General features: G+C 70.3%; 4 protein-coding genes. All 4 read left to right on the forward strand.

Features of this window, described 5'->3' with window-relative positions:
* Nucleotides 1-4: 4 nt before the first annotated feature.
* Entirely contained in the window at nt 5-4,696 is a 4,692-nt protein-coding gene (locus HUW62_RS48115) for a type I polyketide synthase (RefSeq protein WP_217911373.1), read from the forward strand.
* Between the two features lie 38 nt (nt 4,697-4,734).
* On the forward strand, nt 4,735-6,027 hold the full coding sequence (locus HUW62_RS16820; protein WP_176435030.1) for a glycosyltransferase: 1,293 nt from the start codon (nt 4,735-4,737) through the stop codon (nt 6,025-6,027).
* A gap of 20 nt (nt 6,028-6,047) precedes the next feature.
* Nucleotides 6,048-10,418, forward strand: coding sequence for a type I polyketide synthase (locus tag HUW62_RS16825; RefSeq protein WP_255203471.1), 4,371 nt, complete (start codon nt 6,048-6,050; stop codon nt 10,416-10,418).
* A gap of 108 nt (nt 10,419-10,526) precedes the next feature.
* Nucleotides 10,527-15,744, forward strand: a 5,218-nt coding sequence (locus HUW62_RS16830; protein ID WP_176435032.1) for a non-ribosomal peptide synthetase, incomplete at its 3' end; no start/stop codon positions are given.

Raw genomic sequence — 15,744 nt, forward strand, 5'->3', positions numbered from 1 at the left:
TGACGTGGACGTGAAGCAGCCGGAAGACATCGACAACGCAGACCTCGCCATCATCGGCATGTCCGGGCGCTTTCCAGGCGCACGCGACACGGCCGAGTTCTGGGCGAACGTGCGCGGCGGCGTGGAGTCCATCCGCTTCTTCACCCCCGAGGAGTGTCTCGCGGCCGGAGTCCCCCCGGAGCTGGTGGCGGACCCCGACTACGTGCGCGCGGCGGCGGTGCTGCCGGAGCCCGAGTCCTTCGACGCCGCGTTCTTCGACATGCCGCCCCGCGAGGCGGAGCTGACAGACCCTCAGCACCGCGTCTTCCTGGAGGTCTGCTGGGAGGCGCTGGAGCACGCGGGCTACTCGCCGCGCGACTACCCGGGCGCCATCTCCGTGTATGGCGGGGCCACGCTCAACACGTACTTGCTGATGAACCTGGCGCGCAATCCCCGCGTGCTGGAGTCCGTGGAGCCGGTGCAGGTGAACATCGGCAACGGCACCGACTTCCTGGCCACCCGCGTCTCGTACAAGCTGAACCTCCGAGGCGCCAGCCACGCCGTGCAGAGCGCCTGCTCGACGTCGCTGGTGGCGGTGCACCTGGCCTGCCAGAGCCTGCTCAATGGCGAGTGCGACATGGCGCTCGCGGGCGGCGCCTCCGTCAACGTCAACTTCTTCAACGGCTACCGGCACGCCGAGGGAGGCATGGCGTCTCCCGATGGCCGCTGCCGCCCGTTCGACGCGAAGGCCCGGGGCACGCTGTTCGGCAGTGGCGCGGGCGTCGTGCTGCTGAAGAAGCTGCGCAACGCGGTGCGGGATGGCGACACGGTGCACGCCGTCATCAAGGGCTCGGCCACCAACAACGATGGCGCGCTCAAGGCGGGCTACACCGCTCCGGGCATCGAGGGCCAGTCCCAGGTGGTGGCGGAGACGCTCGCTGCGGCGGGACTGGACGCGGACTCCATCGGCTACGTGGAGGCCCACGGCACCGCGACGCCCCTGGGCGACCCCATCGAGGTGGAAGCGCTCACGCGCGCCTTCCGTTCCTCCACTCAGCGCAGGCGCTTCTGCGCCTTGGGCTCGGTGAAGGGCAACGTGGGCCACCTGGATGCCGCCGCCGGCATCACCGGCCTCATCAAGACGGCCCTGGCCGTGAAGCACGGTGAGCTGCCGCCCAGCCTCCACTACGAGCGGCCCAACCCGGCCATCGACTTCGACGGCAGTCCCTTCTACGTCAACGCGACGCTCAAGCCCTGGCCCGCGGGCGCGCTGCCCCGGCGCGGCGGCGTCAGCTCCTTCGGCGTGGGCGGCACCAACGCGCACGTCGTGCTGGAGCAGGCGCCTCGCACGCCCGACAGCACGGCCTCACGTCGCCCGTGGCACCTGCTGCCGCTGTCCGCGCGCACGCCCTCCGCGCTGGAGGCCAGCACGCGGCGTCTCGCCGAGGCCCTGAAGGCGCAGCCCGACGCGAAGCTCGCGGACGTGGCCTGGACGCTCCAGGCGGGACGCCAGCGTTTCTCGCAGCGGCGCTTCCTGCTCGCGCGAAGCGTGGGCGACGCGGTGGAGGTGCTCTCCCAGGAAGGTGATGCCCGCCTCCACACCGAGTCCCAGGACGCGGTGGAGCGCCCGGTGGCGTTCCTCTTTCCGGGACAGGGCTCGCAGCACGTGGGCATGGGGCGAGCGCTGTATGACGCGGAGCCCGTCTTCCGCGTCGAGGTCCACCGGTGCGCCGAGCTGCTCAAGCCGCATCTGGGCGGGCGCGACTTGCGCGACGTGATGTATCCGAAGTCCGGGGACCCGGCGGAGAACGAGAAGACGCTGGCTCGGACGGAGTTCACCCAGCCGGCGCTGTTCGTCATCGAGTACGCCACCGCGCGCCTCTGGATGTCCTGGGGCGTGAAGCCCGCGGCGATGCTGGGGCACAGCATTGGTGAGTACGTGGCCGCGTGCCTCGCGGGGGTCTTCACGCTGGAGCACGCGCTCCAATTGGTCGCCGCGCGCGGCCGGTTGATGCAGTCGCTGCCCGCCGGCTCCATGCTGGCGGTGCCGCTGAGCGAGGACGAGGTTCGTCCGTATCTCGGAACCGAGCTGAGCCTCGCCGCGGTGAACGCGCCCATGCAGTGCGTGGCCTCCGGGCCGACGGAAGCGGTGGAGAAGCTCAAGCGCCAGCTCGATGAGGCCGGCGTTCGCAGCCACGTGCTCGCCACGTCGCATGCCTTCCACTCGGCGATGATGGACCCCATCCTGGAGGCCTTCACGGCACGCGCGGCGGCCGTGAGCCTTCGTCCGCCCACCCTGCCCTTCGTCTCCAACGTCACCGGGACGTGGATTACGACGGAGCAGGCGACGAGCCCCAAGTATTGGGCCCAGCACCTGCGTGGCGCGGTGCGCTTCGCGGATGGACTGCACGCGCTCCTCTCCGACCCGAAGCGCGTGGTGCTGGAGGCGGGTCCGGGACAGGTGCTCAGTCGACTCACGCGGCGCTATCCGGACGCCACCGCTTCACGTCCGGTGCTCAGCTCGATGCCCTCCTCGCAGGACACCGTGGCCGCCGATGCGCCCCCGCACGCGTACACGACGCTGGGTGGACTCTGGCAGGCCGGCGTCACCGTGGACTGGCGCGGCTTCCACGGTGAGGGGCGTCGCCACCGCGTCCCGCTTCCGACCTACCCGTTCGAGCGGAAGCGCTACTGGGTGGAGCCCGACACGAAGTCCAGCGTCGAGGCCGCGCCCGTCACGAGCGAGACGCTCGGGCTGCCGCTCGCCCAGGCGCCGATGGAGCGCTGGTTCCATGCGCCGTCCTGGAAGCGCGCGCCGCTGCCTCCCGGGCGCACCGCGAAGGCCGCGAACCAGCGCGTCTGGCTGGTCTTCGAGGACGAGTCCTCTCCCACCGACGCACTGCTTGCGCCCGAGCCCGGCGAGGAGCGGATGGTGCTCCGCGTGCGCCCAGGCGCGGGCTTCAGTCACTCCGGGGAGTTGAGCTACACCGTCGCGCCGGGCTCGCTGTCGGACCTGCGCGCGCTGATCACCGCGCTGCGGGACGCGGGCCGGCTGCCTGATACCGTGTTGCATCTGTGGAGCCTCACCACGGATGCGCCCGCGTCCTTCGCGCAGGTCCAGGCGGGCGGTTACTTCACGCTCGTCGGCCTCGCGAGGGCCCTCGTCGAGCTGACGTCGGAGCGCCCCTGCACTGTCTGGGTGGTGTCCAACCACGTCCACGACGTCACCGGTGATGAGTCACTCCGCGCCGACAAGGCCACGCTGCTCGGCCCCTGCCGGGTGATTCAGCAGGAGCATCCGTTCCTGCGGTTCCACCATGTGGACATGGTGACGAGCCCGGAGGCACGACTCTCCGCCACCAGCCTCCAGGCACTTCGCGCCGAGCTGCGCTCGCTGCCCCGTGAGACGGTGGTGGCGCTGCGCGGTCCGCACCGCTGGGTGCAGGGCCTGGAGCCGCTGCCCCTTCCCGACGTGCCCGCGCCGCATCCGAGCGCGCGCCCCAACGGCGTGTACCTGCTCGTCCATGGCCTCGGCGGCCTGGGTGCGATGAACGGGCGCGCGCTGGCCAGCCTGTCTCCCGGAGCGAAGCTCGTCTGCCTGGAGCCGCTCGGCTTTCCGTCGCGCGACACCTGGGATGCGCACGTCGCCCGTCACGAAGAGAGCGAGACGTGGGCGCAGCGCATCCGCCGCGCGCGGCAGTTGGAGGCCCTGGGCGCGGAGGTGGTGGTGCTGCCCACCGACCTGACGCGACAGGAGTCGTTGCGCGAGGCCATCGATACGACCGTGGCCCGCTTCGGCGCGCTCCATGGCGTGGTGCACGCGGCGTGGCTCCCCAAGGACCAGGTGGCGCGGCTCGTCTCGGAGACGGGGCCCGAGGAGACCGCCTGGCACTTCGACCCGCGTGCGCGTGGACTGGCGCTGCTGGATGCGGTGCTCGGAGACCGGGCGCTGGACTTCCGCGTGGTGGCGTCGTCCATCTCCGCGGTGCTCGGAGGCATGGCCACCGTCGCGCACACCGCTGCGAGCGCCTGGCAGGACGCCTTCGCCCAGGCCGCGTCACATGAAGGACGGCGGTGGCTGAGCCTGGGCTGGGACGTGGTGAAGGTGGAGGACTACGGCGCGCACCCCGGTGCACGCGGTGAGGCCCTGGACCGACTGGCGCTCTCGCCCGAGCAAGGCGCCGAGGCCCTGAGCCGCGCGCTCGCGCATGCCACGGGCCCCTGGCTGGTGGTGTCCACCCACGACGTGGCCGCGCGGCTGTCCCCGGCGCCGCAAGCGCTCGGCACCGAGGACACGCGGGAGGAGCCCGCGGCGCGGCCTCAGCATCCGCGGCCGGCGAACCTGCGCAGCGCCTATGTGGCGCCGACGACGGACATGGAGCGGACGCTCGCCGACCTGTGGCAGCAGACGCTGGGCGTCGCGCCCATCGGCATCCAGGACAACTTCTTCGAGCTGGGCGGCGACTCCCTCATCGCCGTGCAACTCAGTGACCGCCTCAAGCGGCGGCTCAACGTCAGCGTTCCCGCGTCCAGCCTCTACGAGGGTGTCACCGTGAAGGCCCTGGCGGTGCTGCTCCAGCCTCCCGAGGCGGGACCCGGCTCCGCGAACAGCGAGGCTGACGAGCGCGAGTCCGCCGTGCAGCGCCGCAAGCAGAATCTCCAGCGACAGCGCTCCCGTCGCCGCGCGGACGATGAAGAACCGGAGGAAGGCGACTGAGTCGTCGCGGCTCCTTCTCGACCTCCACGCCCCCGCCCATGCGAGCCATCCTCACCAACTTCGGAACCCTCGGCGACATCCAGCCCTTCGTGGCGCTGGCGGTCGAGCTGAAGCGTCACGGGCACCAGCCCGTGCTCGCCGCCGCGCCGTCGTACCGCGCACTCGCTCGACAGCATGACGTCGACTTCATTCCGGTGGGCCCCGACCTGCGGGAAGCCCAGAGCGGCATCACCCAGGCGATGATGGGGAGCCCCGACGTCGTGCACTCCGCCGGGGGCATGCTCCAGCTCTTCCAGCCGCTCCTGGAGGCGCTGCCCCTCATGTTCCAGGACCTGCGCGCCGCATGTCAGGGCGCGGACGTGCTCGTCAGCGGACGCGTCCAGCCCGTCGCGCGCATGGTGCATGACCTGACGCACCTGCCTTTCGTCACGGTGCTGGTGGAACACAGTGGCAGCGGAGGCGGCAGCCCCGCCTTCCAGTTCGCCGTGCGCGGACTGGTCAATCCCCTGCGCGAGGCCCATGGCCTTCCACCGCTCGACAACCCGCTGGTGGATGGCCTGTCGAATCAACTGGTGCTCACCGCGCTGAGCCGGCACGTGCGGCCTCCCGCCTCGGACCTGCCCCCGCACCACCACACGGTCGGGTACTGCCTTGTCGACGAGCCGGCCTTCACTCCGGACGCGGAGCTGGCCTCGTTCCTCGCCGAGGGCGAGCCGCCCGTCTGCATCACCTTCGGCAGCATGACCCACGCGGACCCGGCGGCGCTGACGGACACGCTGGTAGCCGCCACGGTGCGCGCGGGGCGACGGGCACTCATCCAGCACGGATGGAGCGGCCTGGGCCAGCGCGTCCTCCCTCCGACGGTGCGGGCCCTGGGACAGGTGCCGCACTCCTGGCTCTTCTCGCGCGTGTCGTGCGTGGTGCACCACGGCGGAGCGGGCACCACGGGCGCGGCGTTCCGGGCGGGCGTCCCGCAGGTCGTGGTGCCGCACACGTATGACCAGTTCACCTGGGGCGAGGTCGTCCAGCAGCAGGGCTGCGGGGGCGCGGCGCTGCCGATTGGTGAGCTGAGCGCGGAGCGACTCGGGGACGCGTTGAGCGCGGTGCACGCTCGCGCGGATATCCAGGCGTCCGCGGCGCGGCTGGGAGAACAGCTCCGCGCGGAGCACGGAACAATGAAGGCGCGTCAGCTCCTCGAGGACCTGGTCCGACGAGTGGGGCTGGCCACGGACTCGAAGGCCGAGGACGAGGCGGACGCGGAAGACGAGGGGCGGCAACAGCGTCGCAAGTCGGCGCTGAAGCAGCAACGGGCGAGGAAGGTCGAAACTTGAGCGGGACTTTGGAGAGAGACATGGCCACGGATTCATCCAGCGCGGACACCACGGGGTTGGAGATCGCCGTCGTCGGCATGGCGGGGCGCTTCCCGGGTGCACGTGACTTGGAGGCGTTCTGGCGCAACCTGCGGGACGGCGTGGAGTCCATCAGCTTCCTGACGGACGCGGAGCTGGAGGCGAGCGCGCTCGACACGGCCGCCATCCGCTCGGACCCGAACTACGTGAAGGCCGCCGCCGTCCTGGAGGACGCGGACCTGTTCGACGCGGGCTACTTCGGCGTCACCCCCAAGGAAGCGGAGGTGATGGACCCGCAGCAGCGCGTCTTCCTGGAGTGCGCCGTGGAGGCGCTGGAGAACGCGGGCTACGACGCCGAGCGCTTCAAGGGCCGCATCGGCGTGTACGCCGGAGCGCGCACGGACACGTACGTCTTCAACCTCTTCTCCAATCCCTCCGCGCTTGGCGGGTTGGACCCGTTCGAGATTGGCCTGGGCAATGACCTGGCCTTCCTCACCACGCGCGTGGCGCACCGCCTCAACCTGCGCGGCCCCGCGTACTCCGTGCACACCGCGTGCTCCACGGCGCTCGTCGCGTTGCACCTGGCGGGACAGGCCCTGCTCGCGGACGAGTGCCGGATGGCGATTGCCGGCGCCGTCGCCATCAACGTGCCGCAGAAGGTCGGCTACCTGTATCAGTACGGCGGCATCGCCTCGCCGGACGGCCACTGCCGCGCCTTCGACGCGAAGGCGGCGGGCACCATCTTCGGCAGCGGAATCGGCCTCGTCGTCCTCAAGCGGCTGGAGGACGCGCTGGCGGACGGCGACACCATCCACGCCGTCATCAAGGGCTCCGCCATCAACAACGACGGCGCCGTGAAGGCCAGCTTCACCGCGCCCAGCGTGCAGGGACAGGCCACCGTCATCAAGGACGCCCTCGCCGCGGCGGAAGTCCCCGCCGACACGATTTCCTACGTGGAGACGCATGGCACGGGCACCGCGCTGGGAGACCCCATCGAGCTGCGCGCCTTGACGAAGGTGTTCGGCGCGAAGGCGAAGGGCCGTCGCACGGTGCCCATCGGCTCGGTGAAGACGAACGTGGGCCACCTGGACGCGGCGGCCGGCAGCGCGAGCTTGCTCAAGGCCATCCTCGCGATGAAGCACCAGCAGGTCCCGCCCAGCCTCCACTTCGAGTCCCCCAACCCGCAGATCGACTTCGACAGCGGGCCCTTCTATGTGAACACCGCGCTCCAGCCCTGGCCGCGCGGCAGGACGCCCCGGCGCGCGGGCGTCAGCTCGTTCGGCATCGGCGGCACCAACGCCCACATCGTCCTGGAGGAAGCACCTCCCGCGCCCGCGGCTTCGACGGGCCGTCCGTGGGAGCTGCTGGTGTTGTCCGCGCGCAGCCATACCGCGCTCGACTCGGCCACCGCGCGGCTCGCGCAGCACCTGGAGACGCATCCGGAGCAGACGCTGGCGGATGTGGCGTACACGCTCCAGGTGGGCCGCAAGGCCCATGCGCACCGCCGCGTCCTGGTGGCGCGCGATGGACAGGATGCGATGCGGGTGTTGCGCATGGCGGAGCCGCAGCGCGTGCTCTCCGGCACGCACGAGACGGGCAACCGCCCCGTGTCCTTCCTCTTCTCCGACGCCGGAGCGGAAGCTCCGTTGGAGTCGCTGTATCGCTCGGAGCCCGCGTTCCGCGCGGAGGTGGACGCGTGCGCGGAGCTGCTCCAGTCGCGGCTCGGCGTGGACCTGCGCGCCGTGCTGTATCCCGAGGACGGGAGCCGACCGGCCGTCTCCGGCGCGGTGACCGCCGCCGCGCGCTTCGTGGAGGCGTACGCCCTGGCGCGCCTGTGGATGTCGTGGGGTGTGCAGCCGGAGTCGATGCTGGGTGAAGGCATGGGCGCGTGGATCGCCGCCAGCCTCGCGGGCACGCTCCCGCTGGAGGAGGCCCTCTCCCTGACGGTTGCCCGAGCCGAGGGGCGTGAGCTGTCACCGAACGCCGCGACGCTGAAGGCGCCGGAGGTGCCGCTCTACTCCCTGGCCACGGGAGCCCTGCTCACGTCCGCCGAGGCCACCCGCCCCGAGACGTGGAAGGACGCGACGAGCCGCGCGCCGCGCATGGACGATGCGCTACGCGAGCTGGTGAAGGAGCCCTCTCGCGTCGTGCTCGCGATGGGGGCCGCGGGGCCGCTCGTCGAGAAGGCCCGCGCGCTGGCCGGGAGCACGGGGACTCGCTCCGTGCACGGCTGCCTGCCCACATCGGGGACGAACCAGCCCGCGTCGGTGGCGGTGCTCGGCGCGCTGGGGCAGCTCTGGCTGGACGGTGTGGAGGTGGACTGGGAAGCCGTGAGCGAGGGCCGCGTCCTTCGCCGCGTGCCGCTGCCCGCGTACCCCTTCGAGCGTCAGCGCTACTGGGTGGCGCCGGGCTCGCGCGTCGAGGCCACGCAGGCCCAGGCGCCGCAGGGCAAGCTCGTGGACATGGCGGAGTGGTTCCACGCGCCCACGTGGCACCGCACTGCGCCCGTGGCCCTGGACCGCAAGGCCCTGGCCGAGCGTCGCTGCTGGGTCGTCTTCGTGGACGGCGTGGGCGTCGGCGAGGCGCTGTGCCGCCGCCTGGAGGAGGCTGGCCAGGACGTGGTGCGAGTGCGCCAGGGAAGCTCCTTCATGCGGGACGCCGCGCGCCGGTATGCGGTGGATCCTCGCCTGCGCGGGGACTACGCCACGTTGTGGAAGGACCTGGCGGACCAGGAGCTGAGCCCGTCCGTGGTCGTCCACCTGTGGAGCCTCGCCTCGTCGGGCGAGGGCCTTCCGGGGCCCGAACTGTTCCGCAAGGTGCAGGACACGGGCTACTACAGCCTCCTGCACCTGGGACAGGCGCTCGCGCAGGGAGACACCTCCCGTCCCGTGCGCCTGGAGGTGGTGACGGACCGGCTGCATGACGTGGCGGGCGAGGGCAATGCCCTCCCGGAGAAGGCCACGCTGCTGGGGCCGTGCAAGGTGATTCCGCAGGAGCAGGAGCACGTCAGCACGCGCTGCATCGACCTGATTGCACCGGAGCCTCTTGGCGCCGGCGTGGAGAAGCTCGCGGAGCGGCTGGTCGCCGAGCTGAGTCAGCGCACGCGCGACGCCGTCGTGGCGTGGCGCGGAAACCACCGCTTCACGCAGACCCTTGCGCCGCTGCGGCTGGAGCACTCGGGCGAGGCGGCGGCTCCTCTGCGTGAGCAGGGCGTCTACCTCATCACCGGTGGCCTTGGCGCCGTGGGCCTGATGCTCGCCGAGCACCTGGCCCAGACGCTCAAGGCCCGCCTGGCGCTCTTGGGACGCACCGCCCTGCCGGCGACGTCCGAGTGGGATTCGTATCTGGCCACGCATCCCGAGGACGACGCGGTGGCCCAGCGCATCCTCCAGGTGCGGAAGCTGGAGCGGCTTGGCGCGCAGGTGATGGTGGTGCGCGCGGACGTCGCGGACGCGGCGCAACTGGAGGCCGCGGTGGCGCAGGTGGAGGCCCGGTTCGGCGCGCTCAATGGCGTGCTCCACTGCGCGGGCGTCACGCATGGCCCATCGCTCTACAACCCGCTGACGGAGATTGGCCGGGGCGAGTCGGAGACGCAGTTCGGTCCGAAGGTCTACGGCACCTACGCGTTGCAGGAGGTGCTGAGCACCCGCTCGGCGGATTTCGCCCTGCTCTTCTCGTCCAACGCCGCAGTCCTCGGTGGCCTCGGCTACCTGACCTACGCGTCCTCCAACCTCTTCATGGACGCCTTCGCGCAGGCCCACTCGGGAAGCACCGGGACGCGCTGGGTGAGCGCGTCGTGGGACCCCTGGCCGGAGGAGACGAAGCACAACCACGTGCGCACCAGCATGGACCAGTACGCCATGACGCCCCAGGAGGGCGCCGAGGCCGTCCGTCGTCTGGTGACGCTCGGCGTGGATGGCCACGTCGTCGTCGCCACGGGTGACCTGGCCCAGCGCTGGAAGTTGTGGATTCAGCGCGACACGTCCCAGCCCACCTCGGGTGCGCGCGCGGCTGGCAAGCCCCGTCGCGCGAAGACGCCCTTCGTGGCGCCCGCGAGCGAGCTGGAGAAGCAGCTCGCGGCCATCTGGCAGGAAGTCCTGGGCGTGGACTCCGTGGGACTGAACGACAACTTCTTCGACCTGGGCGGCCACTCGCTGCTCGCCACGCGCGTGGCCGGACGCCTGCGCACCCAGTTCGATTTCGACATTCCCCTGGCGAAGCTCTTCGAGGCCGCGACCGTGGCCTCCCTCGCGAAGCTGGTGGCGGACCACCAGACCGCGCTCGAAGAGGCCGCCAGTGACGCCGCGCTCGAGGAGCTGTCCAACCTCAGCGACGAAGAGATTGAAGCCGAGCTGGCCAGACGTTCGAGCTAGCCCCCACCGAATTTCAGTCGGGCCGACGACCCCGTTTCGGCCCCAGCAACCTTCCCCTCCGCCCTGGGTCATCCCAGCGAGCGGAGGCTCCGCAGTCGGAGTCCAGCAATGAGCGGTAGCTCCAAGAATCTCGACAAGCTCACTCCCAAGCAGCGTGCGCTGTACGAATTGCTCCTCAAGGAGAAGAAGGGGCAGCTCCAGGCCGCCACGACGCAGGCGCTCGAGCGGACCATTCCGCGTCGCGCCGGAACCGAGCCCGCGCCTGCTTCATTCCCGCAGCAGCGCCTGTGGGTGGTGGACCAGCTCGAGGGCGGACAGGCCTTCGCGTACAACGTCCACATCACCGTGCAGTTCACCGGCGTGCTGGACATCCCGCTGCTGGCGCGGTGTGTGAACCAGGTGGTGCGGCGCCACGAGTCGCTGCGCACGGTGTTCGCCGCGAGGGACGACGGGCTCCCCGTGCAGATCGTCCTGCCGGAGCTGACGCTGACCATCCCCGTGGAGGACATCTCCCACCTGGGCAAGGCGGAGCAGGACGGGGAGGTGGAGCGCCGCACCAGCGAGGAGTCCCAGCGCCTGTTTGATCTGGCGCGTGGACCGCTGCTGCGCGGCAAGGTGCTGCGCCTGGGTCCCGACAACCACGTGGCCCTGGTCACCATGCATCACCTGGTGACGGACCGCTGGTCGCTGGGTGTCTTCGTTCGCGAGCTGATGACCTTCTACGCGGCGGAGGTCACGGGCCAGACGCCCGCGATTCCGGAGCTCGCCATCCAGTACTCCGACTTCGCGGAGTGGCAGCGCGAGCGGATGCAGGGTGAGCGGCTGCGCATCGAGCTGGACTTCTGGAAGCAACATCTGAAAACGCTGCCGGAGCCGCTGGAGCTGCCCACGGACCGGCCGCGTCCCGCCCGCCAGACGTACCGAGGCTCGCGTCAGTTCGTCACGCTTCCCGTCGCGCTGACGCGCGTGCTGAAGGAGGTCAGCCAGCAGGAAGGGGCCACCCTCTTCATGACGTTGCTGGCCACGTTCCAGACGTTGATGCACCGGCACTCGCGGCAGACGGACATCACGGTCGGCTCGCCGATCGCCGGTCGCAACGTGCCAGAGCTGGAGTCGCTGATCGGCTTCTTCGTCAACACCCTGGTCCTGCGCAATGACCTGGGCGGCGACCCCACCTTCCGCGAGCTGCTGCGTCGCGCGAAGGACGTGTGCATGGCGGCGTATGCGCACCAGGAGCTGCCCTTCGAGAAGCTGGTGGAGGAGCTGCAGCCTCCGCGGGACTTGAGCCGTCACCCGCTGTTCCAGGTGATGTTCAGCTTCCAGAACACCCCGCGCCAGGACCTGTCGATGCCGGGGTTGCAGTCCACCTATCTGTTGGTGGACCCGGGCTCGGCGAAGTTCGACCTGCTGCTGGAGCTGCGCGAGGACCGGCCGGACGAGATCTTCGGCTGGCTGGAGTACAACACCGACCTCTTCGACGTCGCGACCATCCAGCGGCTGCGCGGTCACTTCTACACGCTGCTCGGAGCGGTGGCCGCCAACCCGGACACCCGCCTGTCCGAGCTGCCCCTCCTCACGAACGAGGAGCACCATCAGCTCCTCGCCGACTTCCAGGGCGCGCAGGTGAAGTACCCGAGTGAGGCCACGCTTCACTCGCTCATCGAGTCGCAAGCGATGCGCACGCCTTACTCGGAGGCCATTCGCTTCGAGGACAGCGTCCTCACCTACGCCCAGCTCGACTCGCGCTCCAACCAGCTCGCGCACCACCTGCGCTCGCTCGGTGCTCGCCCCGGCGTCCTCGTCGGTGTCTGCCTGGAGCGCTCGCTCGACCTCGTCGTCGCGCTGCTCGGCGTCCTCAAGTCTGGCGCCGCGTACGTGCCCTTGGACCCCGCGTATCCGCGTGAGCGCCTCGCAGGGATGCTGGAGGACGCCGACGCGCCTGTCCTCCTCACGCACGAGCACCTGAAGTCCGTTCTCCCCCCGCACGCCGCTCACGTGCTCTGCCTCGACTCCGAGTGGGACGCTGTCTCTCGCCAGCCCTCCTCTTCGCTCGAGTCGCTCGCCGGCCCGGACTCGCTCGCCTACGTCATCTTCACGTCCGGCTCCACGGGCCGCCCCAAGGGCGCCATGAATGCCCACTCAGGCGTCGTCAACCGCCTGCTGTGGATGCAGCAGCAGTACGCCCTCACGGCGATGGACACGGTCCTCCAGAAGACTCCGTTCTCCTTCGACGTCTCCGTCTGGGAGTTCTTCTGGCCCCTCATGACGGGCGCTCGCCTCGTCCTCGCGAAGCCCGGTGGTCACCAGGACCCCGCCTACCTCGTGCGCCTCATCGCCGAGCAGCGCGTCTCCACGCTCCACTTCGTCCCCTCCATGCTCCGCGCCTTCCTCGAGGAGCCGGGCGTCGAGAAGCTCTCCGGTCTGCGCCGCGTCGTGTGCAGTGGTGAGGCCCTCACTTCGGACCTCGTGGCTCGCGCCCATGCGCGCCTGCCTGCCTCCGCCGAGGTCCACAACCTCTACGGCCCCACCGAGGCCGCCGTCGACGTCTCCTTCTTCCACTGCGCTCGCGGCTCCTCTCGCTCCTCCATCCCCATCGGCAGGCCGGTCGCCAACACGCGCCTCTACGTCCTCGACCCCGACTCCCAGCCTTCTCCCGTCGGCGTCCCGGGCGAGCTCTTCATCGGCGGCGTCCAGGTCGGCCTCGGCTACTGGCGCAAGCCCCACCTCACCGCTGAGCGCTTCATCCCCGACGCCTTCAGCGCCACTCCCGGCGCTCGCCTCTACCGCACCGGCGACGTCGCTCGCTGGCTGCCCGACGGCACTCTCGAGTACCTCGGCCGCTCCGACTTCCAGGTCAAGCTGCGCGGCTTCCGCATCGAGCTGGGTGAAGTCGAGGCCGCGCTTCGCTCGCTTCCCTCCATCTCCGATACCGTCGTCGTCGTCCGCGACGAGGCGCGTCTCGTCGCCTACGTCGTCTCCTCCGGTGATGTCGACGCCGCCGCACTCCGGGCCGCGCTCTCCCAGCGCCTGCCCGAGTACATGGTGCCCTCCGCCTTCGTCTTCCTCGACGCGCTCCCCCTGAGCCCCAGTGGCAAGGTGGAACGCAAGGCGCTCCCGGCCCCGGACTTCGTCCCCGCCTCGCGCGAGTTCGTCGCGCCTCGCACGCCCTCAGAGGAGCTGCTCGCCTCCCTCTTCGCCTCGGTGCTTCGCATCGAGCGCGTCGGTGTCACCGACAGCTTCTTCGAGTTGGGTGGTCACTCGCTGTTGGGCACGCGACTGGTGGCGCGGCTTCGTGCCTCCACCGGCGTGGAGCTGCCGCTGCGCGATTTGTTCGAGGCGCCCACCGTCGAGCTGCTCGCTCAGCGGCTCCAGGTCGCTTCGGGTGGGGCTGTTGCGGACTCGGGCCCGGCGAAGCTGCGCCCGGTTCCGCGCGATGGGGACCTGCCCCTGTCGTTCGCACAGCAGCGTCTGTGGTTCCTGGACCAGCTCCAGCCGGGCACCGCTTCGTACAATCTGCCCGCGGCCCTGCGGCTCGAAGGAGAGCTGGATGTCGAGGCCCTGCGGCAGTCCCTGCGGGCGCTCGTCCAGCGTCATGAGGTGCTGCGCACGCACTTCGTCGTCCGTGATGCGCAGCCCGTTCAGGTCATCGAGCCCGAGGCGCGGGTGGACCTGCCCGTGCAGGAGCTCGGGCTGCTGGAGCCATCGCACCGGGATGAGGAAGCGCGCAGGCTGATGCGGGAAGAGGCCCTGCGTCCGTTCGACCTGGCCCGTGGGCCGCTCGTCCGGGCCACGCTGCTTCGGCTCGACGCGCACCACCATCTGCTGCTGGTCACCGTCCACCACATCATCTCGGATGGCTGGTCCACGGAGGTCATGGTCCGGGAGCTGGGTGCGTTCTATCGCCAGTTCTCCGGCGGCGAGTCCGCGCGGCTCGCGCCCCTGCCCATCCAGTACGCGGACTTCTCCGTCTGGCAGCGGCAGCGGCTCAGCGGCGACACGCTTCGTCAGGAGCTGGACTGGTGGAAGCAGCAGCTCTCCGGAGCGCCCGCCGCGCTGGAGCTGCCCACCGACAGGCCCCGTCCCGCCGCGCAGACCGAGCATGGCGCGGTGCTTCCCATCTCCCTGTCCGCCAGCGTGAGCAACGCGGTGAGGGAGCTCGCGCAGCGCGAAGGCGCTACGCCGTTCATGATTTTGCTCGCCGTGTGGCAGCTCGTGCTGTCACGCTACTCGGGCCAGGACGACGTCCTGGTGGGTTCGCCCATCGCCAATCGCAACCGCGCGGAGACCGAGGGCCTGGTCGGCTTCTTCGTCAACACGCTGGTTCTGCGCACGCGCATCGACGTCCGACAGTCCTTCCGTGAGCTGCTGGCACAGGTGCGCCTGTCCACCCTGGCCGCCTATGAGCACCAGGACGTCCCGTTCGAGAAGCTCGTCGAGGAGCTTCAGCCGCAGCGTGACCTGAGCCGCAGTCCGCTGTTCCAGGTCACCCTCACCCTTCAGAACACGCCGAACTCGACGCTCGCGCTTCCTGGCATCACCCTCACGCACCTTCCTCCGGAGCTGGAGACGTCGAAGTACGACATCAGTCTCTTGCTCGAAGAGGGCGGCAGCGGCTTCTCGGGCGTCTTCAACTACAACACCGACCTCTTCGACGCGGCGACCCTGGAGCGCCTGTCGCGGCACTTCTCCGTGCTGCTCACGGAGGCCGTCACCGCGCCTGATGCACGGCTCGGACGGATGTCGCTGCTCACGCCGGACGAGAAGCAACTGGTGCTCACGCGCTGGAATGGCGCCACGGCGAACTACCCGCGCAACGCGAGCATTCAGGACCTCTTCGCCGTGCAGGCCGCGCTCGCGCCTGACGCTGCCGCGGTCGTCTCCGGCGAGGAGTCGCTCTCCTACGCCCAGCTCGACTCGCGCTCCAACCAGCTCGCTCATTACCTGCGCTCGTTGGGTGTGCTCCCGGGCTCTCGCGTCGCTGTCCGCCTTGACCGCTCCGCGGACCTCATTGTTTCCCTCCTCGCCATCCTCAAGGTGGGGGCGGCCTACGTCCCTCTCGACAAGGCCTGGCCCTCCGAGCGTCTCGCCTTCGTCCTTCGCGAGTCCGCCGCGGGAGTCGTCCTCTCCCACTCCGACGTCGTCGACGACTTGCCGGCCTTTGGCGCCGTTCTCCTCGTCATCGATGAGGAGGCTTCTCGTATCGCAGGCCAGCCTTCTTCCACGCTGCCTCTGGATGTGACGGGCAATGACCTTGCCTACGTCATGTTCACCTCCGGCTCCACGGGCGAGCCCAAGGGTGTCTGCGTCCCTCACCGCGGCGTCACTC

The sequence above is a fragment of the Myxococcus sp. AM011 genome, from assembly GCF_013372595.1.
GTDB classification, from domain to species: domain Bacteria; phylum Myxococcota; class Myxococcia; order Myxococcales; family Myxococcaceae; genus Myxococcus; species Myxococcus eversor.

Bases quoted from the DNA above. Each gene is read 5' to 3' on its own strand.
- HUW62_RS16820 (WP_176435030.1), top strand. From the start codon at position 4,735: ATGCGAGCCATCCTCACCAACTTCGGAACCCTCGGCGACATCCAGCCC.
- HUW62_RS16825 (WP_255203471.1), top strand. From the start codon at position 6,048: ATGGCCACGGATTCATCCAGCGCGGACACCACGGGGTTGGAGATCGCC.